This is a genomic window from Rothia mucilaginosa (assembly GCF_001548235.1).
Taxonomy (GTDB): Bacteria; Actinomycetota; Actinomycetes; order Actinomycetales; family Micrococcaceae; genus Rothia; species Rothia mucilaginosa_B.
Map to the genome: position 1 here is coordinate 1,104,424 of NZ_AP014938.1, position 26,328 is coordinate 1,130,751.

The following is a 26,328-nucleotide window of genomic DNA, read 5'->3' on the forward strand; positions in this document are numbered from 1 at the left end:
AAGCGAAAGCGGTGCCCGCTTCCTCATCACGAGGAGGCGGGCACCGCTCTTTTAACTTTTGGGTGAAAGCCAGCCGGGGCTGGTTCTCGCGCTAGTTCCTGTGCTGAGGCTCAGCAGGCTCTTAGCGGGGGAGGGGCGGGTTTACTTGCCGCCGCAGCCGCAACCACCGCATCCGCAGCCGCCGGACTTCACAGCCACCGAACCGGAGGTGGGGATACCGTCGCCGGTGTCGCCACCCATGAGGTTCACGCGGTTACCAATCTCGGGGCCGCCGACCGGCTGAGGTGCCTTACCCGCCAGGGTTGCCGCGAAACCGGCGGGTTCGCCGCTCAGGTTCGGGATCATCGACGCCGCCGGGGAACCGGACGGGCCGCACGCAGCCGCTGCCGCGTTCGCCTTCGGCTGGGCGACCAGGTGTGCGCGGGAGAATCGCTTAATCTGCTCGGCAGTCGGGTAGGAGAAGGACACCTTCACCTCACCGTTGACGAGCATGAGCGGCAGAACCTCGCGGCCGTTCATCTCAATCTGCTCCGCCACGGGTGCGCACTCTTCAAATGCGGAAGGGTAGGAGTCGGTGGAGTACACCTCAATGTCCACGCCCGAATCCAGCGCCTCCTGCGCGGCACCCAGGAACTCGGAGCGCTCCATATCCTGCGGATCCTCCGGGTTCTCGCCGGGACCCGGAATAAATACTTCAAGAACGGTCTCAGCCGCTTCAGTCATCAGTTTCAGCCTTTTCTCTCTTATGGGCACCGGCTCGGGGGAGGGGTGCCAGTCCTTCACTAAGTGTACTCGCGACCTCAAGAGTGCAGAAGTGTGAGTTGAAGTTCCAGATTTGCGGAATATTTGCAGAATTCGAGTCGAATGACCCTCAGCTCGTGAGCTACGGGTTTAGGTGTTGTATTCTGAGTGCATATGCACCGGAGTGTGCGAACCCTGCAATTCAGGCAGGCGCCGCCCGGTGTGAAACCAAGAAGGCAACGACGCCCGCATCCGACGCGGACGCATCAGCGCTACAAATACACGCTATTCATAGCGCCACACGACCAAAAGGAGCATATATGTTCGGTTTCGGCAAGAAGAAGAAGGAAGCTGCCGCACAGGAAGCATCGTCCGCAGACGTCTACGTCGCGCCTGTTACCGGCGAGTACCTGCCGCTGAGCGAAGTCTCCGACCCCGTTTTCTCTCAGGGCGTTATGGGCGACGGCTACGCAGTGAACCCCACCGCAGGCACCATCGTCGCACCCGTCGCAGGCACCATCGCACTGATTCAGGACACCCTGCACGCATTCATGCTTCGCACCGAAAACGGCGGCGAGGTACTGGTTCACATCGGTATCGACACCGTTGAGCTCGGTGGTGACGGCTTCACCAAGATCGCTAACGTAGGCGACAAGGTTGAGGCAGGCGCACCCATCATCGAGGTCGACTGGGCAGCAATCGAGGGTCGCATCCCCTCCAAGGAAACCATGGTGATGATCACCAACACCGCAAAGTTCAACATCTCCAAGGACTCTGAGTCCCGCCGCCCCGTCGCAGCCGGCGACCGCGTCGCTCAGGCAACCAAGAAGTAAGCTGAACCAGCGAAAATAGCTCAGCTTCAACAGCGGTGAAAAACCCGCGAAAACACTTAACGCAAAAGGTCGCGTTCTGCAGGCTCAATCGGTCCACAGGCGCGGCCTTTTTCGTTACACGAGAAATTTTAACGCCGCATGAAATGCCGCTATGAAAAGCGGCGGAAAAGGAGGAACACATTCACCCGCATTACATGGCGGGCAAGAATGAGGCGCGTATAATACTCTATTTGTCTGTGAACGTAGTGAATTACCGATAAAAAATCGTTATGCTACTTAGAGTTGTAGTTTGAGTTGAGAGAATCCGGACCCTCAGCTATAAACCAAAACTTCAATGACCAACCACACACATTACGCTCAACTCATAAACGAAAAAAGGACCACTACGGTGACTGCATTCCCGAAGACCTCTAAGAATCTGAGCCGCCGCGGCTTCATCGGTGCCTCCGCACTGGCACCTGCCGCCCTCATGCTCCAGGCAGGCGAAGCCCACGCCGCAGCCAACACCCGCGCACAGCTCGCGGCAGTACACAGCGGCTCCCCCGCACATCAGCTGCTCTACAAGACCGATGAATTCTTCATCGCCCACCGCGGTGCCGGCAACATCAGCCCCGAGCACACCGCCTACGCCTACGCAGAATCTGTACGCCGAGGCGCCCTCGCCGTCGAAATTTCCGTACGCACCACCAGCGACGGCCAGTTCGTCTGCATGCACGACACCAACATCAAGCGCACCACCGGTGCGTCCATGGACGTGCGCGGCCACACCCTCGCAGAACTGCGCCAGTACAAGGTCAACATGCGCAAGAACCTGGGCGAGAAGACCGACCTCTACGACATCCCCACCCTTGAAGAGGCCATCGCCGCAATTAACGCCGTACCTGCTGGTGGCGAATACGCCTCCGTCGGCGGCAAGAAGGTCGTGCTGTTCCTCGAAGCGAAGGACGGCCCCGCACAGGCAGGCCTCGTCAAGTTCATCACCGAACGCGGCCTGCAGCGCCGCACCGTCATCAAGATGTACCGCGACGGCAGCGGTGGCTTCAAGCCCACCTCCAAGTACCTGAAGCTCGCCAACTCCGCAGGCTGCGCCACCTGGTGCTACTTCGACGGCGGCGACCCCATCGACAAGATCTCCGCAATGGCACGCCACGAAAACGTGGACGCCATCGGCGTACCCTACTACGAGAAGCCGACCGGCGCATCCCACGGCTCCATGAGCGAGGCGAACGTACGCACCCTCACCAGCCTGGGCAAGGCAGTCATCGTCTGGGAAATCCACCGCCGCTCCGCCTACGAAAAGTACAAGGCACTGGGCGTGAAGGGCTTCATGTGCCCCGACCCCTACTGGGTGATCGGTGACCCCTTCGACTCCAGCGTCAAGATTAAGACCGGCAAGCGCCCCCACGGCATGCTACCCGCCGACCCCTCCGTCGCAGCGGATATGCCCGACCTGACCGGCGCAGCCATCGTGCACAACCAGCGCTACGACGAATCCGTGCTGCTCGGCCCCCTGGCGAACTACACCACCCGCGACAAGTACACCCTCGACTTCTCCATGAAGTGGACCGGCGCACTGCCGCAGCAGGCGGGCCACTACGGCTACATTGCTTTCGGTCGCGAACACGACGGCCCCTTCGGCATCGGCAAGAAGTTCGCCGCAAACCAGGAAGACGGCACCTACGTGCTCGCTATCCGCCCCAACTACAACGGCGGCTCCGTAGCGCAGATCCTCTGCTTCGAACCCAAGCAGACCAGCCCGCGCGTACTGCACACCATGAAGCTGCGCCAGAAGGTCACCACCGGCCAGGCACTGAACTGCAAGATCGTGGTGAACAAGAACAGCTTCTACTACACGGTCAACGGCCAGTACTCCAGCCCCATCAACCACAGTGCCTACCGCGGCCCGTACGTACACTTCGGCCGCTTCCACGGCACCAACGATGGCGGTCCTCTGGAGCTGACTCGAATCGAGGCACGTCAGTCCTGGATTTGAGAGAATCGGTGGGCATAGTCCACCTGGGTGCCCGCCTCACCGCCCGCTAAGCGGTGAAGGCGCGGGTACCGGGCAGAGCGGATGCAACACCGAGCATCCCTTCCGGGCAACGCTTTCCATAATTCCTAGCTCCATGATTATTAGCTAGGCGCTCGCGCGCCGAGCGAGAATCTACCCGAGGAATCCACCTGAAGGGGGTCGTATCCAACGCGGATGCGGCCCCCTTCGGCGTGCCCGCGGTCTTTCAGGGTGGGGAGGGGGAGAGCGGAGAGCGCAGGCGAGGATAGGGCGCGCGGGGACGTGTAGGCGCGCAGGGGAGTAGAGAGGGGGTAGGGGAGCGTGCGGGACTAGAATTAAAAGCGTCAGAGTCGACCGCACCGGCCGCCCCAACCCGAAAGGCACGCCATGACTACCTCACCCGAAAGCTCCGCTCAGAAGCCCGCCGCGAAGTCCGCCGCGAAGTCCGCCCAGCTGCGAGGCCGCACCGAACCGCACATGCACAGCTTCAACATGCCGCAGCTCGAACCCATCGACCCCTACGAGCGGCCCTCCTACCCCTTCTTCTACGTGCCCACCGACCTGCTCATCGGCGGTAGCTGGGTCACCGGCGACAACGGATCCTTCCCCGTGCACAACCCCTCCTGCGGCCAAATCCTCGCGCACGTCGCCGACGCCAGCGTCGAACAGGGCATCGAAGCGCTCGACGCCGCCTGCGACGCCCGCACCTCCTGGGCGGCAACCAGCGTCCGCGAACGCGCCGACATCCTCAACCGCGCCTACACGCTCATGACACAGCGCACCGAAGTCATCGCCCGGCTCATGACCCTCGAAATGGGCAAGCCCCTCGACCAGTCCCGCGGCGAGGTCGCCTACGCCGCGAACTACCTGCGCTGGTACGCCGAAGAAGCCGCCCGCAACTTCGGCCGCACCGCCACCGCCCCCGAATCCGGGCTGCAGATCACCACCGTACGCCGCCCCGTCGGCCCCTGCCTGCTGATTACCCCCTGGAACTTCCCGCTCGCCATGGCGGCACGCAAGGTCGCCCCGGCGCTCGCCGCGGGTTGCACCGCGGTGCTCAAGCCCGCCTCCATGACCCCGCTCAGCTCCCTGTACTTCGCGTCCCTGATGCGTGAGGCGGGCCTGCCGGACGGCGTGCTGAACGTGGTGACCACCAGCCGCACCGGCGAGGTTGTCTCCGCGCTGATGGCTGATGAGCGTCTGCGGAAGGTCTCGTTCACCGGCTCCACCGCCGTGGGCCGCACCCTGCTCGCGCAGGCCTCGCAGAACGTTCTGCGCACCTCCATGGAGCTGGGCGGCAACGCACCGTTCATCGTCTTTGAGGACGCGGACATCCCCGCCGCCGTGGAGGGCGCCTACGCGGCGAAGATGAGGAACATGGGCGAGGCGTGCACCGCCGCTAACCGATTCATCGTGCACGAGGACATTGCCGAAGAGTTTACCCGCGCTTTCGTGGAGCGCATGGAGGAGACCGTCGTGGGTGACGGAACCGTTGATGGAACCGACTGTGGACCGCTAATTCAACCTTCAGCGGTTGAATCCATGCTTTTTATGGTGGAAGATGCCCTGGGTAAGGGTGCGCTCCTCGCCTGCGGCGGGTACATTCCCGAGCTTGCAGAAAATGTTCCGAGCGATACCGGCGGCATGCCCAAGAACCTGAACAAGGGCAACTTCGTGACCCCCACCGTGCTGACCGGCGTGACCGATTCGATGCGTGTGTGGCGTGAAGAAATTTTCGGCCCCGTCGCCCCGATTGCCACGTTCGGCGGCTACGGTGAGGAGGGTGAACGCACCGCCCTGAAGCTCGCCAACGACACCGAGTACGGCCTGGCGGCGTACGTGTACACGAGCAACCACCCGCGCTTTACGCGCATGGCGGCAGGACTCGAGTTCGGCCTGATCGGCTACAACTCCGGCGTCATCTCGAATGCGGCAGCCCCCTTCGGTGGTGTGAAGCAGTCCGGCATGGGTCGCGAGGGTGGCCCCGAGGGTCTGGAGGAGTACACCGAACTGCAGTACATCGGCGCGCCGAACCCGTTTGCCGGATAAGTCTGAGATCCCGGCTACAGCGAACTCTGGATGCAGTGAAGCCCCGGCGGGTACCCGAGAAGGTGCCCGCTGGGGCTTTGCGCTGTCTAATCATGCGCGGGTGCTAGAGCTGGCGCAGTGGCTAGGACTAGTGCTGCCTAGAACTGACTCTGCCTAGAGCTGGCGCAGTGGTTAGAGCTGACGCAGCGCGAGCAGCTCGCGACTGAAAGCATCCGCGGGACCCTTGCCGCAGGAGTTGGGGCGCGGCTCAAGGGTGACCCGCTCAAAGAAGGTGACCCAGGTGCGTCCGTCGGTGTGGGAGGTGAGCGCCGCCTCCATGGTGGGGTGTTCGGCGGTATCTACCGGGGGCTCGATGCCCGCCTCGCGGAGTGCGTTTAGCGCCTCCGCTGCCGATGTTTCACGTGAAACCAAACCTCCAGAGGTTACTTCTTCACCCTTTTTCTCCAGTTCGAGGCGTACGGCAACCTCCGCCGCCTGCTCCACCGGGGTATCCGTGCTGCGGCCTCGCAGACCGTGCAGCGACGGAATGGAACGACCCGCCAGCGACAGGTACGCCGCCAGCGCCGAAGGCTCCGAGAGGCGACCGTAGGTGTAGCCGGTGGGCAGCATAATGCCGACCGGGGCAAAGCGGTGACCGCCCGTATGCGAGCACTCCCAGACCGCATTACCCGGCAGGATATCCGCCAGGTGTGCCGCAATGGGGCGACCGCGCAGGGCACAGCAGCGGTCACGCTTGGAATGGGTGCACACGAGAATGGCGGGGGAATCCATGAGCTCCGCGTCGGTCGCCTGAATCAACTCCTCCGGGTTGCCCAGGGGTAGTTCGAGGAGCTGTTCGGGGGTGCTCACGCTGAACGAGTAGAGCTTCTCCTCACCCGGAGTGCAGAGCGCGTAGAGTACCCGGTGGGTCGGGTTGCCGGATGTATCCGGCACGCCGTGCAGTACACGCCCCGCCCTGCCCACCTGGCGGATCAGCAGGAACTTCAAACCCGCCTGCGAGACTGCCTCGCCCAACGCCTCCGAAAGCTCCTCGCCGAGGGCGGAGCCGTCCAGCACGTCGCGGCCCCACTGGCCCACGTGTTCGAGCGCAAGCCATGCGGTGGCGCGTCCGGCGGTGCCGCCGAGCGCCTCGTCGTCGTAGAGGGAGCAGGAGTCTGCCGGGATGCTCGTGGCACGCGTGCGGGATGAGAGCTCATCGGCGTGCGCGGCACGCAGATTCTTTAGCTCGGAGGGGTCGCTGGCGCGCGGCTCGGGGGTGGTGGGGGTGCAGGATTCAGTCATAATTCCTCGATTCTACGCCTGCAGACTGTGAGGGTGCTATAGCGCTCAAAAATCGCCGATAAATCCAAAAGACAACCGTATCAGGGTGATTTTCAGGGGCTATCGGGCGGTCAACTACTCAGGAAGAAGCGCCAAAGCGACGCGGTAGAGGCGGTCCTTCTCTTCGGCGCTACCGATGAAGGAGCGGAGCATGTACCCCTGGAAAACCATCATGAAGGCGTCTGCATGGTCGCGGGCGTAGTCGGCGATGAGCGCCTCCTGCTTGGGGGTGCGCCGTGTCGGGTCGGGGTTGATTTCGTGCAGAACGCGCAGCTGTTCGGCCGCCCAGGGGGTGAGGGCCTTGATGATGATGCCCTGCAGCAGGGGAATCGTGTCCGCGGTTGCCTTGGCAATTTCGGGTGCGTGGAGCGATTCGAGGCGGATGCGCAGCATGGCGGAGAAGTTCTCGTTAATCATTTGGTTGGTGTGGATGGTTTCGAGAATGTCCTGGGGGCCGGCGCCTTCGGGGAGCGCGGCGTAGAGTGCCTTAATGCTGGTGAGTCGCTCGTTGATGGCGCTGATGAGGATGTCTTCTTTGCCGGTGAAGTGCGAGTAGATGGATCCGGAGGACAGCCCGGAGGCTTTGATGATGTCGCTCATGGAGGTGTTGGTGTAGCCGCGTTCGATAAAGCAGGCGATGGCTGCTTCGATGATTTGGGCTCGGCGTGCGGCTTTGGTGGCTTCTGTTAGTCGGGGCATGGTTCCAGTCTAGGGAGTTGGCATAAAACTTACAAACACAATGGAAATTCTTTTTGTGACTTTGTAAACAAAATGGCTATTGTGTTTGCGCTCGGTCAAAAACGGGAGTAGAGTTCTATCCCGTAAACGAAACAGACATTTTGTTTGGAGGTTGTCATGAGCAACGAACCCACCACCGCGCCCACCGCAGAATCGGTGAGCGCCACCAACCCCACTACCACCAAGACCCCGGCAGAAACCCCCGAGCGCTCCTCCTGGATTAAGGTCATCAGCACCTCACTGCTGGCATCCCTGATCGTTGCGGTTGTTATCCTCGCCTTCACATGGCCCACCAAAACCATGGAAGCGAAAAACCTGCCCGTCTCCATCACCGGCCCTGAAGTGACCGTCAGCCAATTTGAGCAATCCCTCAAAGACCGCGGCATCGAAACCTTCGACCTGAAGCAGGCCACCTCCCGCGAAGACGCCGAAAACCAAATCAAGCAGCGCGAAACCTACGGCGCTATCGTCTTCACCGAAGGCGCAGCCCCCGAGGTGCTCACCGCCCCCGCCGCTAACGCCGCAGCAACCCAGATGCTCAACAGCGTAGCCACCCAGCTGAACGCGCAGATTCAGCAGCAGGCGCTCGCCGCTAAGACCGAAGCCCTCACCCAGGCGGTGCAGGCCGGCGGTGAGCAGGGCGCACAGGCTGCCGCTCAGCTGGAGCAGATGAAGGCAGAAGCTGAAAAGGCCTCCGCTATGACCGTGAAGACCACCGCCGTAGTGCCCCTGAGCGAGAGTGACTCCTCCGGTTCTGGTATCGCTATCTCTGCGTTTCCCCTGGTCATCGGCGGTATTCTGGGTGGTTCCTTCTCCGCCCTGCGCGTGAACGGTACCTGGCGTCGCTTCGCCACCGCTAGCCTCTACGCCGTGATTGGTGGCGCAATCACCGCCCTGATTCTGAGCACCTGGTTCGGTTTCATCCCCGGCGACTTCGCAACCCTGTGGGCAGCATTCGGCGCCACCTACCTTGCCACCGCATCCTTCATGATTGGCTTCGGTAGCCTGCTCGTCCCCGCCGCAGGCCTGGGCCTGGGCGCCGTCGTCACCATGTTTATCGGCAACCCGATTTCCGGTGCAAGCATGCCGAGCGTATTCCTGCCCGGCGCGTGGGGTGCTATCGGTCAGATGATGGTGCCGGGTGCCTCCTCGACCCTACTGCGTTCCATCGCGTACTTCCCGGAGGCTGCAACGAGCGGCCAGTGGCTGGTGCTCGGCTCTTGGATTGCCTGCGGTCTGCTCGCCGGCGTGATCGGCTGGGCTCTCAAGGAGCGCCGCACCGCAACGGTGGAGGCATAAGCGCCGCGGGTTAGACCGCCGGTGCAGCGTAGCCGGTAAAAATATAGCCGGTGCAATGTAAGAAGGGTGTGCGCCGTGTTCACTGAACACGGCACACACCCTTTCGGCTTACCGACTGTTATGCGCTGTTACTGGTTGTCGAGAACGTACTGCTTGAACTGCTCATCCTTGCGTTTGAATTCTTTGAGCTCATTCTCCAGGGCAGCCTGGTTCTTGGCGATGAGCGGCTTCTGGTACTGCGCCTCCAGGTCGTAGAGCTTCTGCGAACGGCCTACATCCTGATTGCACTGCGCCTGGATGACTGCGATTCGAATTTCTTCTTCGGAGGGGGTGTTGCTCTGAGGAATGTTCTTTTCTTCCTTGACGGTCATCTCACTATCGGGGGTGAGACCCTTGTCCTTGACGCATCGCTTCCACTCGTCGTCGAGAGATTCTTTGAGCTGCCTATCGCCTGCGGCGTTTCGAACGTCGTTCTCCACACGCCTATACGTGGCGGAGCCGAATGGGATCTCTCCAATTTGCTTCATCTCATCGACGGCGCGCTGATAGCATTCGGTGCTGACATCCTTCCCAGGGTCGGAGGAGGGCGCAGGGGAGGACAGATCCAGCGTATTCGATTCATTAGGCTCGTGGAGGCCGTACTTTTGGGCGTACTCAACGTTCCAGATTCCGTAGGTCCTGCCGTGGTTCCTGCCGGATCCCTCGGTGCGGACAAACATCTTGTAGTGCTGCCCGTGTTCGGCAAAGCACTTTTTGCGGGCGAGCTCAAGGGCTTTGGTGTAGTATTCGTCCTTGCCGGTGGTGTCGTATGCGTCCAGGGGTAGGATTACCTGGTCATTTTCTGCGTCGAAGATTGCTCGGGCACTTTCATCTTTCTCCAGCGAAGGACCGAAAGAGCACGAGGAGAGCGTGAGACCCAGCAGGATTGCGGCGGCAGCTCGCGCAAAGTTACGCCTTGCGCCGGTAGATGCTGTGCGACCGGTAGGTGCTGTATGGCGGGTATACCCTGCACTGCCGGTAGAGCTCATGCGGTGGTTAGACATGGTGTGTCTCCAATCTGTTACGGGGAGCCCGTGGCGTCGCGGCCACAACCCCCCCCCGTAGGCCACGCGAACTAGGTGGCCTTGAGAACACTTCTTGAGAAGGTGACTTAACAATACCCCTAGTGAGGGCGGGTTCGCGCTCAATAGGCTGGTGCGTGCGCTAGAAAATTTTCTGCCGCACGGTGGGTTTGCGCAGGTCACGGCTCAGCCCGGCAAAAATACGGCGGAATCACGGCGGAATCACTGCAAAAACAGCGCAAGCGCAGGACGGGTAGGCGGGCGCACCTGATTTGGTACCCCGCCCACCTCGCGCCACAATGAACACATGACCGCAGAAGACACCACCACACTAACCAGCGCCAGGCTCGACCTCTGGCTCTGGTCAGTGCGCATCTTTAAGACCCGCTCCCTCGCCGCCGACGAATGCAAAGGCGGCCACGTGCGCGTCAACGACGCACCCGCCAAGCCCTCCCAAAAACTCAAGAAAGGCGACATCGTCAAGGTCCGCTACCCCGGCTGGGAACGCGTCTTCAAAGTCGAAAAGCTCCTCGTCAAACGCGTAGGCGCGCCCATCGCCGTCACCTGCTACGAAGACCTCTCCGGCCCGCGCCCCGCCTACCTCTCCATGCCGCCGGTCGCCAAACGCGAACGAGGCAGCGGCCGCCCCACCAAGAAGGAACGCCGCGCCCTCGACGAACTGCGCGGTCGAGGCGCCTAAAGCGCATCTCACGGAGTGCACCCCGCCCCGCGTGCAGGCACCCGCCGGGGCGGCGGGGAGTAGCCTAGAGGGATGAGCACACAGAAGCACCCGAACAACGCGCCCGGTCAGAACGCCGCGAACCCCAGCGTGAATGCCGCCGCGAACACCTCCGAGCCTTCGTTGAACCGGCGCATCCTCGCCCTCGCCGTACCCGCCTTCGGCGCGCTCATCGCCGAACCCATCTTCGTGCTCACCGACTCCGCCCTCATCGGCCAACTCGGCAAGGCAGAACTCGCCGGCATGAGCATCGCCGCCACAATCGTCACCACGGTCGTGGGCCTCATGAACTTCCTCGCCTACTCCGTCACGCCCGCCGTGGCGCGCGCCTTCGGTGAGAAGAACCTGCGCCGCGCCTGGCAGATCGGCGTGGACGGCGTGTGGGTCGCCTTCGGCCTCGGCATGCTCCTCATGATCGCCGGATACGCCTTCGCAGACCCGCTGCTGCGCGGCCTCGGCGCGACCGACGAAACCATCAGCTACGCCCTCGACTACCTGCACCACTCGCTCTGGGGCATCCCGCCGATGATGATTATCCTCGCGCAGGTCGGCACGCTCCGCGGGTTGCAAGACACCGTCACCCCGCTCAAAGTCGCCACGGTCGGCACTCTCATCAACATTGCGCTGAACTGGCTGCTCATCTACCCGGTCGGCTGGGGCGTCGCCGGTTCGGCGACCGGCACCTCCCTCACCCAGTGGGGCATGGCTGCCGCGCTCGGTACGGTCATGATGCGCGGCACCCGCGAGCACGCCGTCCGCTGGGCACCCGACGTTGCCGGCATGCGTTCGGTGCTCTCGCTCGGCTCCTGGCTCATGCTGCGCACCCTGTCCATGCGCATTGCCTCCCTGCTGACCGTGTTCGTCGTGGCGCGATTCGGCACCGAACACACCGCCGCCTACCAGCTCGGCATGGGCGTATTTAACCTCTTCCTCTACGCCCTGGACTCCCTTGCCATCGCCGCCCAGGCGCTACTCGGCAAGGAACTCGGCGAACGCGACCTTAACGTAGAATCCGAGCGTGCGAAGGTGCGCCAGCTGAAAAACCGACTGCTGCGCATGAGCCTCATCTACGGCGTTATCACCGGCCTGATCTGCCCGCTCATTGGCTTCTTCGGCTCCTGGATTTTCACGCAGGATGCGCAGGTGGCGTTCCTCTTCACCATCGCCACCGTCATCATTGCGCTCGGCCAGCCCATCGCCGCGTACGTGTTCACCCTGGATGGCATCCTCATGGGCGCGCAGGACGTGAAATACCTGGCAATCGGCTGCTTCATCATGCTCGTCATGTACGTGCCCGTCATGCTCGGGCTGCACTGGGCGGTCGGCAACGGCACCATGGATGCGCTGACCGGGTATTGCGGCTTGTGGGCGGCGTATATTCTGTACTTTCAAGGAATCCGCGCGGTCATTTTCGGTCGCCGCGCCTCCTCGGACGTGTGGATGAAGGCGGGGGCCGAGTAGGGGCATCATAGGAGGTGCTGGGCAGGTGCGCTCTGGGCGCCTTGGGTACCAGCCCACCGGCTTCGTACACCCTGTAATACGACACCGGCAATACGGTCCCGCCGCTCGCGGGCGTATTTCCTGCAGGCGTAACTGACCACATTTTCCGCCGCCCGCACCCTCCGCGGGTGTAGCATGACAGGGTAATGAAACCCTCATGCAAAGGATGAAACCGTGACCGTAACCCGCGAAGAAGCCCTCGAAATTTTCGCCCGCCGCCGCGCAACCCGCGCCTACGACCCCGACCGCCGCATCAGCGACGAAGACTTCGCCGCAATCCTCGAATTTGCGCGCCTGTCGCCCAGCTCCGTCGGCACCGAGCCGTGGAAGTTCCTGGTCATCCAGGACCCCGAACTGCGTGAAAAGCTCAAGCCGATTGCCTGGGGTATGGCGGGTGCCCTCGACGACGCAAGCCACCTGGTCGTACTGCTGGCGAAGAAGGGTCTGCGCTACGACACCCCGTGGATGCGCCGCACTCTCGAAAGCCGCAACCTCACCGAGGAGCAGATGGAGGCCGCACTCGAGCGCTACGGCAACTTCCAGAAGAACGACATGAAGGTCCTGGAAAGCGACCGCGCGCTCTTCGACTGGGCATCCAAGCAGACCTACATCGCCCTGGGCAACATGATGACCGGCGCCGCAATGCTCGGCATCGACTCCTGCCCCATTGAGGGTATGAACTACGAAGCAGTGAACGAGCTGCTCGTCTCTGCCGGCCTGTTCGACCCGGAGGAATACGGCGTGTCCGTGGCTGTGACCTTCGGTTACCGTGCCCGCGAGATTGCCCCGAAGAGCCGCCGCTCCATCGAGGACCTGGTCACCTGGGCCTAAGGTTCTGCCCGGTTCTCGGCGAGGTTTTCTCAGCAAGGTTTTCTTGCCGGGTTTTGAGCTCGGGCTGTTGGGCGAGGCGTTTGAGCCAGGTGTTCGCGCCTGGTGTTCAAGCTAGGCGCTCAAGCCGCCGCCCGTGAAAACTGAATATAAAGAAATGCACCGCCTTTACACGGGCGGTGCATTTCTTTATATCTTTTACCGTGCGAAAAGCACGGCGAGATATGCTTTTGAATTTTTCGTTTGAAATCGCGCGGTTTGAAATCGCGCGGTTTGAAATCGCACGCGGCAATTCATTCTGTACAACGGCAGAGCGCTACTTCCTAAACGCCGTCAGACGCATAGAATTCAGCACCACAAACACCGAACTAAACGCCATTGCCGCACCCGCAATCATCGGGTTCAGCAGGCCCGCCACGGCGACCGGAACAGCCACCGAATTGTAGGCGAACGCCCAGAACAGGTTCGACTTAATGGTGCGCAGCGTAGCGCGGGAGAGACGCAGTGCCGTCACAACTGAAGCAATATCCGAACGGGTCAGCACAATATCGGCTGCCTCCGCGGCAACGTCCGTGCCCGAACCCATCGCAATGCCCAGCTCAGCAAGAGCCAGCGCCGGGGCGTCATTCACGCCGTCGCCGACCATCGCCACGCGGTGACCGGCAGCCTGCAACTTCTCAACCACCTGCGACTTACCCTCCGGGGTCACGCCGGCGTACACGTTCTCGGCCGAAATACCGACCTGTGAGGCGACCGCCTGCGCAACCTGCGGGGCGTCACCGGTGAGCAGGATCGGCTCCATGCCGAGCTCGCGCAGCTGCGCCATGGTTTCTGCCGCCTCCGGCTTGGGGGTGTCAGCAACCGAAATCATGCCGACCGGCTGCAGAGCGGAGGTGCTGCTCGGGGCCTCATCAAGGGCCTCGCCGCGGGCGACAACCACCGTCGTTAGACCCGCCCGGCGAGCCTGATCCAGCAGGGTCAACTGAGCCTCACTCAGCTGCGCACCCGCCGCCTGCAGGTACTCGGGAGTACCCACCACAACCAGCCGGGAGGCGCCGCTCTCGGCACCTTCACCCGCGCCGCTCAGCATGCCGCGCACGCCTCCGGGAACACCCTCAAAGCCGCTCACGCTCGGTGCCGATGCGCCCTCCGCCAGCACGCCCTGGTCACGGGCAAAACCGGCAATCGCGCGAGCAATCGGGTGCTCACTCAGCGCCTCCACGGCGGCAGCATCACGTAGAACAGACAGGGAACGTTCATTCTTGGAACCGGTGGATTCCGGCGAAATACCGGACAAGTCACCCGCCGACTCATAGTCACTAAACGTACCGTAGAAAGCCACAGACATCTCACCAGTCGTCACCGTACCGGTCTTATCCAGCACCACGCGATCAACCGTGCTCGTCGCCTCCAACACCTGCGCATTACGAATCAAAATGCCCAACTGCCAGCCGCGACCCGTACCCGCCAGCAGCGCCGTCGGAGTAGCCAAACCCAGGGCGCACGGGCAGGCCACCACCAGCACCGACACCGCTGCGTTGAACGCCGCCGCACCGTCACCGGAAATCAGCCACCAGCCGACCAGGGTCAGCGCCGAAATCGTCAAAATCACCGGCACAAACACCGCAGAAACACGGTCCGCCAGGCGAGCAATAGGAGCCTTCGTCTCCTGCGCGCTCGCCACCAGCTCACCCATCTTCGCCAAGGTCGTCTCAGTGCCCACGCGGGTTGCACGCACCGTCAACGAACCCGAAGTGTTCACCGTGGCACCCGTAACCGTATCGCCCGGATGCACCTCAACCGGCACAGACTCGCCGGTCAGCAGGGACGCATCCACCGCGGAGGTACCCTCAACCACCACACCATCCGTGACAATCTTCTCACCCGGGCGCACCAAGAACAGGTCATCCGGCATGAGGTCCTCCACCGGAACCTGCACCTGCTTCGTTACGCCCTGCTTATCGGTGCGCAGCAGAGTCGCCTCCTTCGCGCCCATGCTCAGCAGGGTGCGCAGCGCCTCCGAGGAGCGGTGACGGGTGCGGTGCTCAATTGCGCGGCCAATCAGCAGGAACAGCGTCACCATGGACGCCGAATCGAAGTACAGCGGCGCGTGGTGGCCGGTAAACATCGACCAGAAACTGCCGCCCGCATGGTGCACGTGCGCCGTCAGTGCCGGGTTCATGAGCAGCTGCGCCAACGAGTAGAAGTACGCCACGACCACGCCGAGGGACACGAGCGTATCCATCGTGGAGGAGCCGTGACGGGCATTAATGAGCGCCGCACGGTGGAACGGTGCGGCGCACCAGAACGCGACCGGCGCGGTCAGAATCGCCACGACCCAGCCCCAGTTCGGGAACTGGAACGCCGGGAACATCGAAATCAGGAAAATCGGCACACCCAAAATCGCCGCATAAATAATGCGGTCGGTAAAGCCGCCGTTCATGCTCGGGGTGCTGTGCTGGTTGCCGCCGCCGGATGCGCTCGCGTTCGTTCCAGCGCCCGCGCGCGGGCCGTTTTTGAGGTGCGCCGTGTAGCCGGCATTGTTGATGGTCTCAACGATCTGCTCGTCGCTCACACCCTCGGGCACGATGACGCGCGCCGACTCCAGCGGCAGGTTCACCGCCGGGTCAACGCCGGGGATTTTGCGGAGCTTACGCTCCACGCGACCCACGCAGGATGCGCAGGTCATACCCTGAATATCCACGTGAATGATTCGGGTGGACTCCGTTGATTTTACGGTCGTTCCGGCGGAATTAAAAAGAGAGCGCTCGCTCTGTGATGAGGGCTTCTGGGGTGCCGTTGAAGGCTGTGTAGAAGACACAATACTTCCTCAAAAATAAAAACGGGGGGGGGTAGAAAAAGGTACACCAAGCCGGGGGAGGGGCCCCGAGGGACCCCGCCCCGGACAGTGTATGGTGCAGTGTTTAGGGTGCGGCGTCGAGAGCGCGCGAGGGGAAAATCAACGCGGCTTAGTGGTCGCCGGGTAGCCCATCCGGCCTGCTCGTGCGCGGGCGAATACCGGTCACCTTCGCGCCACGATCAGACACACCGTACGCACGCTTCACGGTAGCCCGCGGGAACGGCGAAGCGTTCGCCTTCTCGCGCGCCTTCACGCCCTGCTCGTGCTCGGCGGAACGCTTATTTGCGCTCGTGCCGCTACGACGCGCGGCGCCGGTCGCATCCTCACGCGCCGTATATTCGGGGCTCTGCTTCACCCACGAATCGACCAGCGCCGCATCCAGACTCATCTGCCTGGCAACGCGGGCAATCGCGTCGCGCAGGTGCATGTTTTCAGTGCCGACAAGAGTGCGGACCGCGCCAACAATCATCGCAATGTACTGCGGAGGATAAGCCATGATGACTCCTAATCGAGCCGGCTGCCGCGCTAGACAGCGGGGGTGAAGCCAGCCTCCACGATAGCGTCTGCGACGGCCTGGGTGTTGAGGGTGCCCTCGTGCTCAATGGTCACGGTGGAGACGCCGTCCTTGACGACGTCCACGGTCACGCCGGTCACGCCGGGAACTTCGCTGACCTCTTCGCTGACGCTCATAGCGCAGTGGTTGCAGGTCAGGCCGGTTGCCTTAACGGTGGTGGTGCTCATGATGATTTCCTTTCGGTAATGGGTTGAAAACTTGGGGCCGCCCGGTGTTTGGGGGCGGGGTGTTTAGCTGCGCATGAGGCGGGAGATCGCGGCGGTTGCCTCTTTGACCTTGGCCTCTGCGATGGTCGGGTCGCCGGTGCGTTCGGATTCGACGGCGGCGCCAGTCACGCAGTGGCCGATGTGCTCTTCGAGCAGGTTCAGGGAGACGGCGTGGAGCGCCTTGGAGACCGCGGCAACCTGGGTGAGGATGTCGATGCAGTATTTATCTTCGTCGACCATGCGGGCGATGCCGCGGACCTGCCCTTCGATGCGGCGCAGGCGCTTGAGGTGCGCCTCTTTGTTGGAGGTGTAGCCGTGCTGGGTTTCGGGTGCCTCGCTGCTGCAGCATGCGCCGGTGTGCGCCTCGCTGGGTTTTTCAGCGGGGTTCTCGGCGGGCGTGCCGGATGCGGTGCTGACCTGGGCGGATGTGCTGTGGCAGCACTGGTTGCTGGTAGTTTCCATGGCTTAAGTGTATACCCTAGGGGGTATACCGCAAGGGGGTGTTACGGGTTATTACGAGGTATGGGTGCTGGGGCTTGTTGATAGGGGGATTCTTCGATAGGTTACGGCCCTGTCGATAGGTTAGTGACTTTAATGCGGGTTAAAGACCCATGGCGAAGACACTAACCTATCGAAGGGCCCCACCCCTCCCTTATGAACGGCGAAAAGCCACATGTGTTTCGAGAAGCCACCAAAGAAGTGGCTTTTCGAAACACATGTGGCTTCTCAGCATAAGACCTAACGGGGGCCTTACATGTCGGGCCAGTCGCGGTGCAGCGAATACTCCGTATCCCCGTCACCGTTATCGTTCAGGTGCCAGCGCTGACCAGTGCGAATATCAGCCTTGCGCAGGCGCGGGTTCGGGTTATCCTTCTTGCCCATAGTGGGGTCATTCTTGCAGCCCCACCTGGTGTCGTCGTAGCTACAGTCACCTGCCACACGGCCCACGTCGGTCCACCACACACGCACCAGCAAGGGATCACTGGTCGCCTGCGGGGTCACCATCATCATCTGCCACGGGCCGCCGTCCACACGGAAACGAGCCGTGTAGTGCACGGTCGCGTACGCATGGAAGTTACCAGAACGCTGGTAGGCGTAGCTGGTATCCGTTTGACGCGGACGCTCACGAGGGTAGGTGGTCACGGGCCGACCAGCCGTGTAGTTGGTTGCCTGGTCACCGTTGCCGTATTCGATGACGTAGGAGGAGGGCATGAGCTCAATTTCGACGTGTCCAGCGAGCATGTCTGCTTCGAGGCGGTAGGGGCCTCCGTCGTCGACGTAGAAGTTGATCTGGTCGCCCTTGTAGACGTTGGGGTCACCTTCTGCGCGGCCAGTGCCTGCGGGGTTGTTGTAGGACTGGTGGAGGGTCGGCTTGCCCGGCTCTAGCGACTGGGCGGCCTCAATGATTTGCGCCATCATTTGCTCCCAGGTGGGGCCGTCGTTTGCCTTGGATTTAGTGTCCTGAACAGCTTTGATGTCTGAGGGGATGCAGCTGGCGCTGCTGGGGCTGTTCAGTCCCATTGCTGGGCGACCGCGGTCCATGAATCCTGCATCAGTTTCCGGGCTGAGGTTGGTGTGTTTATAGATACCAACCTTTCCTCCCGGGGTTACGCAGTAAAGGACACCGGGGGTATTTTTAGAAGAGTAGACGTCAAAACCATTGGGGTTGTGGCTCTTTTCCCACTCATGGACTTGGGTTTTTGCTTTTTCTGCAGCTTCAGAATTTTTTGTATCTCGTACAGTATCTCCACCGGACTGGTTGCGACCAGTATCGTATCTATTGGATTTAGAAGTAGGTTTGGGCTCTGGATTGTTAAAAATAGTTCCACATACCTGCGCTGAATTTGGGTTATTGCTAACACACTCTGAATACGAGCTGAATTCTCCTTCTACTCCAGACGCGGCAGTGTAACCAGCAAGTGATATAAATAATGCTGCAATAGTATATTTGGCGAGAATCTTCATGGCAGATACTTAACCTTCGACTACCGTTGTTGACTCAACAAGCCAACGATCACCCGTATAACGCAACTTTATATCCCACATATTATTGACATCATCCCCATTCTCGAAGCTCTCCCAGCTGCCGTCAGGCTCAACATACATTGCGTAAGTCCACTGTCGGTACGCACGCCAAATATAGGTCTCCCCGTCCTCAGACCAGGGCGCACCATTCGCTACAAAGTTATGGGTACCAGCAATAACCCAACCACCCTTCTCATAAAGGGATGAAATCTTCTTGCTGAAATCAATCTCTTCCTTGAAAGAAGGGCTCACAAATTTAAGGGTTTCCGTATAGTCTCCAGTTTGAATTGAATAATTTTCATTCAAAATCCAAGCGCGAATCGTCTTTTCCAAACCAGAAATTGACTTCTCGCGGTAACCCTCTTCGGGAGCCGCAGGCTTCGGAACGTTCTGGGCGGGTCCCTTCGAATCAGCAGGGCGATACTCTCCGTCGGGTGCCTTGGAGCCGCCCGAGTAGCCGCGGACGGTAGACGGGGTTGCACTCGCCGAAGGCGACTCAGAAGCCGCCGCAGACGCCGAAGTCGTTTCAGCCGGGGTAGCAGATGCGGTGGCAGCCGCCTCGTTAGAAGCCTGCTGGCCGCACGCCGCAAGCAGGGCACCCAGGCCCACAAGTGCGCCGCTACCCAGCAGGGTACGGCGGTTGAAAATGGTCGAATCCATAGAAGATACGCTCCTATCGTCGGTGATGGTGTGATGCATATGTGCATGTCGGACCGTTATTCACGGGCCTCATTGACTGCCGGAAGGAAAACAGCCCCGTAGCGCACCCATCAAGCGCATCACTGCGCTGTGGAACACTACAGTTACCACCCTACCGCATGTTTGCCGTCGTTTGCATTCTTTTGAGGGTGGTGACGGTTGTTGGTCATTATTCGGGCTTCTCAATGTTTTATGCATCAAATATCTCTGCGCCCGCGGAGGTGCCGCCTCCACAGAATTTGTGCCATGGTTTAGCGTCTTCGACCATGGTTTTTAACTACGACCAAAGACACTAACCTATGGCACAAATCCGTAACCTATGACCGAATCTCCGGCTGCGCCAGATAGGTGAGAGCCGGTTATGGATTATGACTTAGCCTTTTCGTCGATAGGTTAGTGTCTTCACTGCGGGTTAAAGACCCACGGTGAAGGCACTAACCTATCGAAAACCTCGGTCTAAAAAGCGGGCGGCCCCCGAATACTTCTGTATCCGGGGCCGCCTGCTGCGGTTATTTAGAGCCTACGAGGCAATCTTCGCGATCTGGAACATGGACGCCGGCATCGGTCGGTCCAACGACCAGCGAATATGCATCGGCTTGGAGCCCTCGTGAGAAATGTATTTCACGGTGCCTAGGCACATGTAGGGGCGGGTGCCCATAGCGTCTTTTTGATTGCGGCGAACGAAAAGAACGATGCGTCGGCCTTGCTCCTCATGATGCTGGAAGAGCTGACCCGTCGGGCTTTCGGGGGTGGTTGCGTTCTGTGAATCCCATGCGAACTCGTCAGTGCTAATGGCGTAGTCCTTGTACATGGTGGTCGGTGAGAAGTGCTTTTCAGACTTCTCCAAATTCACCACAAGCGCAGTAGTGTTTGACGAGTTGAAGGTTTTGACTCCCTCTCGGAAACCGGTTGGCACACCAAAACTTTCCTCTTGACCCGCCAACCCGGCAAACAACTCCTCACGAGAGTAGTAGGCGTGAGTGCGCAGGGGAATATCTTCGCCCTCAAAGAGTGGCAGGGTGGAGTTGGTATCCAGAATGGCGTTGCGTTGCCAGATACTCTCCAGTTCCTGCAGTATTCCGCGGTTCTTACGTAGGGTTGCCAGACCTTTGTCGAGGCTGAACCTTTCGGTTGAGCCTACCCACTTAGCATTCGGCCAGATGGAGAACAGGAGCATCCATGCGTAGCGGCGCTGTTCATCGGTCATATCCTGCTCCCGGATGTCCGTGTTCAGTAGCTCCAGGTAGGCATTGATACGGAAGCTGTCGTTTACGTGTCTGAGTGCCTTGACGCGCCTATTCACTTCGAGAGAAATATTGTCCTGGAAGGGAACCACCAGGTCGGGGTACAGCCCACTCGCGGCCTGGAGGCTAGTCCAAGTTGTTGCGACGGGCTTAGTGACACCGGGCAGGGTCAACTCGCTACTGCGCCCGTAAATATGCGGCAGGCCCAAGCCGTAGCGGTTGATGAAGTCAACGACAGTGGGACGAATATCGGGTTCTGCAGAGTTTTGCTGCATATTTTCCAGGTAGCTCTTGACGGTGTCGAGGAGGGCGTTCTTATTCATACGCAGGGACTCACGAATTTTCTTGAGAACCTGCTTCTGAGTCAGCTCATCCAGGTGGAAGTGGCAGCCAGCCGGTAGTTCAGGGCTCTTAATATCATCCACAGTCAGGGCACCTTGTCGTGCAAAAGCGCGGTACTTGCTGTGAATCATGAAGTTCTTGTTCTGATGTCCCACAAAGTCGAGGACCGTCAGAACAGACTTCAACGGCGCACGGCGCAGGCCGCGGCCCAGCTGTTGCAGGAAGAGGGTGAGCGACTGGGTGGGGCGCAACATCAGGAGCGTATCGATGTTCGGAATATCGACGCCCTCGTTGAACAGGTCCACGGTGAAGATGGTCGTCAGCTCGTGGTTGTCATCCGCAAGATTCCCCATAACCTTGGCACGACGCTCGGCGGAATCCGTACCCACCAAGCAGTCTGCCGGGATTCCTATTTCGTTGAACTTCTGAGCCATGTATTTGGCGTGCTTGACGCTCACGCAGAAGCCGAGCGCCTTCATGCGCAGGGGGTTGTCGACCTTCTTGCGTAGCTCCTCCACAATGATGCGCAGGCGGCGTTCAGCATCCTTGTGGTCGGTGTACCGCTTTTCCAGGTCGGTTTCGTCGTACTGGCCACCCCGAACGTTGACGCGGCGCAGGTCGGTGCCGTCGGCAATACCGAAGTACTGGAAGGGCACGAGGAGGTGGTCTTCGAGCGCGTCCCACAGGCGGATGGAGGTTGCCACGTAGCCGCCAAAGTACTTGTCGGCGATGTTCACTCCGTCTTCTCGCTCCGGGGTCGCGGTCAGGCCAATGAATTCGCGGGGCTCAAAATAGTTGAAAACTTTATCCCAGCTGGCGGCATTAATGTGGTGACATTCGTCCATGATGATGACGTCAAAATAGTCTGGCGCGTAATTTTCGAGGGCGGCACCCGACAATGTTTGAATGGTCGCAAAAACAGCCTCATTATATTCAGGCTTTTTGCCGCCGGTCAGGAGCTCACCGAAATTACCTTTTAGCATGACGTCGCCAAAAGTGCGGCGCGCCTGGTCAAGGATTTCTTTGCGGTGCGCAATAAAAAGCAGCTTCAGCTTCTTGCCGGACTGCTCGCAGAGGCGCCTGTAATCGAGAGCCGAGAACACGGTTTTACCGGTACCGGTTGCGGCCACGGCGAGGTTGCGGTGACGACCCTTAGAACGAGCGTTCTGCATTTCTTCAAGCATGCGCACCTGATGCGGGAACGGGTGCACATCCAGCAGGGACGAGTCGATATCGTACTCCAGGCCCTTGCTTTTACGGCCGGTAATATCCGCCTTGGCCAGGGCAGTGTCGAGCTCCTGTTTCTCCTGGTCAGAGGCGGTGTAAAGGGTGAAATCGCCGCTCTTCCAGTAGCTTTCGAAGAGCCCCTCAAACTGGCGGATCAGGCCGGGCGTAATCGGGTTGGAGATGCGAACATTCCACTCCAGGCCGTCAGTGAGCGCGGCGCTGGACAGGTTCGAGCTGCCCACATAGCCGGTGGACATGCCGGTATTGCGGTGGAACAGCCAAGCCTTCGCGTGCAGGCGAGTGCTGTCGCCCTGGTAGCTGATTTTCACCTCGGCGCCGTACTCTTCAACGAGGCGGTCGATAGCCTTACGGTCGGTTGCGCCCATGTAGGTGGTGGTAATGATGCGGAAAGGGATACCGCGATTTTTAATAGCTTTAAGTTGCTCACTCAAACTATTAACGCCGGACATTTTAAGAAATGAGCAGAGCAAATCTACACGGTCTGCACTTTCTAATTCTTTCTGAATTTCAGTATTGAGATTCAGGTCTTTAGAAGTATTCGTCATCAGAGCAACGTCGCTTAGAGGAATGTCGGGGCGCGTAGTTTTTGCGTCAGTGAGGGTGAGCTCGCGCATCTGAATTACGTTGCTGTCGTCATCGGTCAGCAACGAGTCGTTCTGCTCTTCGGCATCCTGCGGTAGGAGCTCCATCATGCGGTTGATGAGTTCCACCTGGTGTGCGGGGGTTTTGAGGCTTTCGAGGGCGGGAGCCAGCTGGGTGGCGAAGAACTGGGTAAGCAGTTCGGGGATGTTGTAGTCGTCCTTTTCGAGGATTTCTTCCTGCCATTGCGCGCCTTCGGGGATGGGGCGGCCCATGAGCGATGTGCTCTTGAGGTGTTCGTAGAGCCCCAGGGGGAGAGTTTCGTCAGTTGTGGTCATAGCAGCAGCCTAGCAGCCCGGGCGGTTTGCCGCTGCCTGGGTGGTCACCGGCTCACGGGGTAGGGGTGGTTGGCGGCGGAATCCTGTAATTACAAAAATCCTGCCCCGCATTTTCCTCGAAAAGCCACATGTGTTTCGAGAAGCCACCAAACATGTTGCTTTTCGAAACACATGTGGCTTCTCGGCGCTTAAATTCGGTGTAAAAGTTCAGCACCCGCATGCACAACATTCACCAGCCCAAACGCTATTGATTCGCATCACATGCCGGTATTTTTAGGTATCCTTGGGGTAACACCCAGACAGAAGCCCGCCCTCCACCTCGAAAGGGGCCGCATGAAAACCTTCTGGACCAACCTACCCCTCACCATCCGTGCGGTAGCCATCTTCTGCTACGCCTACGCCGGGGTGCGCATCCTCAACCTCTTCGCTGAGGCAGGCACCGCACCGCTGACCCCGCGCACGCTCCTTGACGGTGCCCTCACCGCCGCGCTCGTCGTCGGCGCTCTCGCCCTGTACCTGGGTAACGCCCTGGGTGCTGCTCTGCGCGCCCGGCGAGAAGGCTACGAGCCCCGCCCGGTCGGCATCATCGTCGCCTACGCCCTCTTCGTGGCGGTGTGTGCCTACCTTGTCTGCCGCCTCATCGCTTACACCGTGGAGGTGGGGCTCACCTGGCTCTTCCCGCCCGCCCTCGGCCCGGTTGTGACTGCTGTGGGTATGGCTGGTATTGGCGTGATTAACTATGTGCGCCTCCGCCGCACCCGCAAGGACTAACCGGGGAATGGCACTACAAGAAACCCTGTAATTACAAAAAATCTCCCGCACCGGGTAGAGCACACCTCCAAGGCATGCCCCGCCCAGCGCGGGAGATTTCTATATCAACGGACCGCCGCAGCCTTCACGCTACAGCGCCGTGTGCACCTTACAGGCTCTGCGCCTGAATTGCGGTGATCGCAACAGTGTTGATGATGTCCTCAACGGTGGTACCGCGCGACAGGTCGTTCACGGGCTTACGCAGACCCTGCAGAACCGGGCCCACAGCGGCAGCACCCGAAGACTGCTGAACAGCCTTGTAGGTGTTGTTACCGGTGTTCAGGTCGGGGAAGACGAACACGGTAGCCTGACCAGCGACCTCGCTGCCGGGCAGCTTGGTCGACGCAATGGACATGTTCGAAGCAGCGTCGTACTGGATCGGGCCCTCGACCGCGAAGTCGGGGTTCGATGCGCGCACGAGCTCGGTTGCCTCACGCACAACGTCCACGTCTGCGCCAGCGCCGGAGGTACCGGTCGAGTAGGACAGCATAGCAACCTTGGGGGTCACGCCGAACTGGCGTGCAGTCTCTGCGGATGCCTTCGCGATGTCGGCGAGCTGCTCTGCGTTGGGGTTCGGGTTCACTGCGCAGTCGCCGTAGACCAGAACGCGGTCTTCCATCAGCATGAGGAAGACGGAGGAGACGATCTTGGTGCCGGGGCGGGTCTTGATGAACTCGAGCGAGGGGCGGATGGTGTTCGCGGTGGTGTTCACTGCACCGGAAACCATGCCGTCGGCGATGCCCTTGTACACGAGCATGGTGCCGAAGTACGAGGGGTCGGTCATGCGCTCGCGAGCAGCTTCGATGGTGACGCCCTTGTGCGCACGCAGCTCAGCGTAGGTTGCTGCGAAGTCCTCGGAGTACTCGTTGTTCTCGATGTCGATGATGCGGATCGAGCTGGGCAGTTCGATACCCTCAGCCTGGCAGATTTCTGCGATCTTGGCGGGGTTGCCGAGCAGGATCAGGTCGCAGAAGTCGCGGCGTGCAATGATTTCGGATGCACGCAGGATACGCACGTCGTAACCCTCGGGCAGGACCACGGAGCGGCGGTTTGCGCGTGCGGTCTCGATGAGGTTGTGCAGGAAGCGCAGCGGGGTCATGGATGCGGGGCGCTCAATTTCGAGGCGTGCGAGCAGTTCGTCCTTGTTGACGTGCTCGTCCCAGCCGCCCATTGCTGCTGCGAGCTTGCGCTGGTGGCCGCTTTCGAGGGTGCCGCGCACGCGGGAGACTGCGCGTGCAGACTTGAAGGTGTCCTTGGTGGTGGACAGCACGGGGAACGGTGCGTTGTCGATGAGGGAGCCGACCGCGGTGTTCTTGCCGGGCAGTGCGTCCAGGCCGCCGGTGAGCAGCACACCGGAGGGTGCGGGGAAGGTCGGTGCCAGTGCGGATGCGAGGGTTGCTGCAACGATGTCTGCACGGTCGCCGGGGACGATGACGAAGTCGCCGTCAACGAACTGGTTGAGGAAGTTGGAGACGTTCATTGCTGCGACCTTGATGCCGTGGATGTCGCGGCCGAGGTCTTCTGCCTTGATGCCTTCGGTGTCGAGCTTGAGGGCTTCGGCAACTTCACCGACGGTGGGTGCGTTCAGTTCGGGGATTTCGGGCAGCACGTAGACGGGCAGGTTTGCGTCGCCGCGCTTGACGGAGTTCTCGATTTCGTCGCGCAGTTCGGGTTCTGCACGGCCGACGATGATTGCGAGCAGGTCTGCCTTGGATGCGAGCAGTTCGGTGCGTGCCACGTCGACTGCGGTGACTGCTTCTTCGACGGTTGCTTCCTGTGCGCCGACGATTGCGACGACGGGCAGGCCGAGGTCACGGGCGATCTGGACGTTCAGGTCGAATTCGACTGAGAGCGCGTTGGCGGGCAGGTAGACGCCGTCGACGATTACGACGTCGCTGTTTGCTGCGACCTTTTCGTAGGCGGAGACTGCGCGTGCGGAGATTTCTTCGGTGTCGCCGTCTGCGATGAGTGCGAGTGCGTCGGTCATGGAGACTGCGCCGCCCACCTGCTCTTCGGTCAGGCCGAAGTGCTCACGGATGAGGCGTGCCATGGGGTCGTCGGCGATGGTTGCGCCGTCGAAGACGGGGCGGAAGAAGCCGACGCGGTCTGCGCGCTTGATGAGGGAGTCTGCTAGGCCCAGGGCTACGAGGGACTTGCCCGAGTTCTGGGACATAGCGGAGAGGTAAAGACCGGTGGTCATTGTTTTACTGTCCTTCTATGCGATGTTCGGCGCTGGGTCCCGCGGTTGCGCAGGGGTGTATGTGCTCCTGTGCGCGGGTGCGTC

20 protein-coding genes are annotated in these 26,328 nt (G+C 60.7%); 8 read left to right on the forward strand and 12 right to left on the reverse strand.

Features of this window, described 5'->3' with window-relative positions; translation table 11 throughout:
* Positions 1-141 precede the first annotated feature (141 nt).
* The gene (locus tag RM6536_RS04235) at positions 142-723 is read right to left on the reverse strand and encodes an arsenic metallochaperone ArsD family protein (protein ID WP_044150000.1); all 582 of its coding nucleotides are present in this window, start codon (positions 721-723) and stop codon (positions 142-144) included.
* A 338-nt stretch (positions 724-1,061) separates the two neighbouring features.
* On the opposite strand from RM6536_RS04235, the gene RM6536_RS04240 reads away from it, so the two are divergent.
* From RM6536_RS04240 to RM6536_RS04250, 3 genes are all read left to right on the forward strand, one after another.
* Positions 1,062-1,574, forward strand: coding sequence for a PTS sugar transporter subunit IIA (locus tag RM6536_RS04240; protein WP_060824171.1), 513 nt, complete (start codon positions 1,062-1,064; stop codon positions 1,572-1,574).
* A gap of 388 nt (positions 1,575-1,962) precedes the next feature.
* The gene (locus RM6536_RS04245) at positions 1,963-3,567 is read left to right on the forward strand and encodes a glycerophosphodiester phosphodiesterase (RefSeq protein ID WP_060824172.1); all 1,605 of its coding nucleotides are present in this window, start codon (positions 1,963-1,965) and stop codon (positions 3,565-3,567) included.
* A gap of 405 nt (positions 3,568-3,972) precedes the next feature.
* Positions 3,973-5,634 (forward strand): NAD-dependent succinate-semialdehyde dehydrogenase, encoded by a 1,662-nt coding sequence (locus tag RM6536_RS04250; RefSeq protein WP_060824173.1) that lies wholly within the window; start codon positions 3,973-3,975, stop codon positions 5,632-5,634.
* Positions 5,635-5,805: 171 nt separating this feature from the next.
* On the opposite strand, the gene RM6536_RS04255 is transcribed toward RM6536_RS04250, so the two are convergent.
* Both RM6536_RS04255 and RM6536_RS04260 read right to left on the reverse strand, forming a co-directional pair.
* Complete coding sequence (locus RM6536_RS04255; protein WP_060824174.1) at positions 5,806-6,915, reverse strand: sucrase ferredoxin; 1,110 nt, start codon at positions 6,913-6,915, stop codon at positions 5,806-5,808.
* 114 nt (positions 6,916-7,029) lie between these two features.
* A complete protein-coding gene (locus RM6536_RS04260; RefSeq protein ID WP_060824175.1) occupies positions 7,030-7,653 on the reverse strand; it encodes a TetR/AcrR family transcriptional regulator in 624 nt (207 codons plus the stop codon).
* A gap of 156 nt (positions 7,654-7,809) precedes the next feature.
* Between RM6536_RS04260 and RM6536_RS04265 the strand changes: the two genes are divergently transcribed.
* The gene (locus RM6536_RS04265; RefSeq protein ID WP_231918006.1) at positions 7,810-8,991 is read left to right on the forward strand and encodes an ABC transporter permease; all 1,182 of its coding nucleotides are present in this window, start codon (positions 7,810-7,812) and stop codon (positions 8,989-8,991) included.
* A gap of 128 nt (positions 8,992-9,119) precedes the next feature.
* Here RM6536_RS04265 and RM6536_RS04270 read toward each other — a convergent pair whose 3' ends face one another.
* Positions 9,120-10,034, reverse strand: a complete 915-nt coding sequence (locus RM6536_RS04270; protein ID WP_231918007.1) for a UDP pyrophosphate synthase — start codon at positions 10,032-10,034, stop codon at positions 9,120-9,122.
* 325 nt (positions 10,035-10,359) lie between these two features.
* Between RM6536_RS04270 and RM6536_RS04275 the strand changes: the two genes are divergently transcribed.
* The 3 genes from RM6536_RS04275 to RM6536_RS04285 all read left to right on the forward strand — a co-directional run bounded on the left by RM6536_RS04275 (position 10,360) and on the right by RM6536_RS04285 (position 13,122).
* A complete protein-coding gene (locus RM6536_RS04275) occupies positions 10,360-10,752 on the forward strand; it encodes an RNA-binding S4 domain-containing protein (RefSeq protein ID WP_060824177.1) in 393 nt (130 codons plus the stop codon).
* A 72-nt stretch (positions 10,753-10,824) separates the two neighbouring features.
* Positions 10,825-12,252, forward strand: coding sequence for an MATE family efflux transporter (locus tag RM6536_RS04280; protein WP_060824178.1), 1,428 nt, complete (start codon positions 10,825-10,827; stop codon positions 12,250-12,252).
* 213 nt (positions 12,253-12,465) lie between these two features.
* Positions 12,466-13,122 carry an NAD(P)H-dependent oxidoreductase gene (locus tag RM6536_RS04285; protein WP_060824179.1) on the forward strand — a complete coding sequence of 219 codons (657 nt, stop codon included), beginning with the start codon at positions 12,466-12,468 and terminating at the stop codon, positions 13,120-13,122.
* A 313-nt stretch (positions 13,123-13,435) separates the two neighbouring features.
* On the opposite strand, the gene RM6536_RS04290 is transcribed toward RM6536_RS04285, so the two are convergent.
* The 7 genes from RM6536_RS04290 to RM6536_RS04320 form a co-directional block, all read right to left on the reverse strand.
* A complete protein-coding gene (locus tag RM6536_RS04290; protein ID WP_060824180.1) occupies positions 13,436-15,940 on the reverse strand; it encodes a heavy metal translocating P-type ATPase in 2,505 nt (834 codons plus the stop codon).
* Positions 15,941-16,088: 148 nt separating this feature from the next.
* Positions 16,089-16,475, reverse strand: a complete 387-nt coding sequence (locus RM6536_RS04295; RefSeq protein WP_060824181.1) for a hypothetical protein — start codon at positions 16,473-16,475, stop codon at positions 16,089-16,091.
* A gap of 29 nt (positions 16,476-16,504) precedes the next feature.
* Positions 16,505-16,720 carry a heavy-metal-associated domain-containing protein gene (locus tag RM6536_RS04300; RefSeq protein ID WP_044150011.1) on the reverse strand — a complete coding sequence of 72 codons (216 nt, stop codon included), beginning with the start codon at positions 16,718-16,720 and terminating at the stop codon, positions 16,505-16,507.
* 63 nt (positions 16,721-16,783) lie between these two features.
* Entirely contained in the window at positions 16,784-17,221 is a 438-nt protein-coding gene (locus tag RM6536_RS09175) for a metal-sensitive transcriptional regulator (protein WP_060824182.1), read from the reverse strand.
* A gap of 288 nt (positions 17,222-17,509) precedes the next feature.
* Positions 17,510-18,301 (reverse strand): hypothetical protein, encoded by a 792-nt coding sequence (locus tag RM6536_RS04310; RefSeq protein WP_231918008.1) that lies wholly within the window; start codon positions 18,299-18,301, stop codon positions 17,510-17,512.
* Between the two features lie 432 nt (positions 18,302-18,733).
* Positions 18,734-19,444, reverse strand: coding sequence for a DUF6318 family protein (locus tag RM6536_RS04315; protein ID WP_060824184.1), 711 nt, complete (start codon positions 19,442-19,444; stop codon positions 18,734-18,736).
* A gap of 559 nt (positions 19,445-20,003) precedes the next feature.
* Positions 20,004-23,234: a DEAD/DEAH box helicase gene (locus RM6536_RS04320; protein WP_060824185.1), complete on the reverse strand. Its 3,231-nt coding sequence runs from the start codon at positions 23,232-23,234 to the stop codon at positions 20,004-20,006.
* Positions 23,235-23,567: 333 nt separating this feature from the next.
* Between RM6536_RS04320 and RM6536_RS04325 the strand changes: the two genes are divergently transcribed.
* Positions 23,568-24,005 carry a hypothetical protein gene (locus RM6536_RS04325; protein WP_060824186.1) on the forward strand — a complete coding sequence of 146 codons (438 nt, stop codon included), beginning with the start codon at positions 23,568-23,570 and terminating at the stop codon, positions 24,003-24,005.
* Between the two features lie 148 nt (positions 24,006-24,153).
* Here the strand turns inward: RM6536_RS04325 and pta are convergent, their stop codons facing one another.
* Positions 24,154-26,244, reverse strand: coding sequence for a phosphate acetyltransferase (gene pta / locus RM6536_RS04330; RefSeq protein WP_060824187.1), 2,091 nt, complete (start codon positions 26,242-26,244; stop codon positions 24,154-24,156).
* Positions 26,245-26,328: the final 84 nt, after the last annotated feature.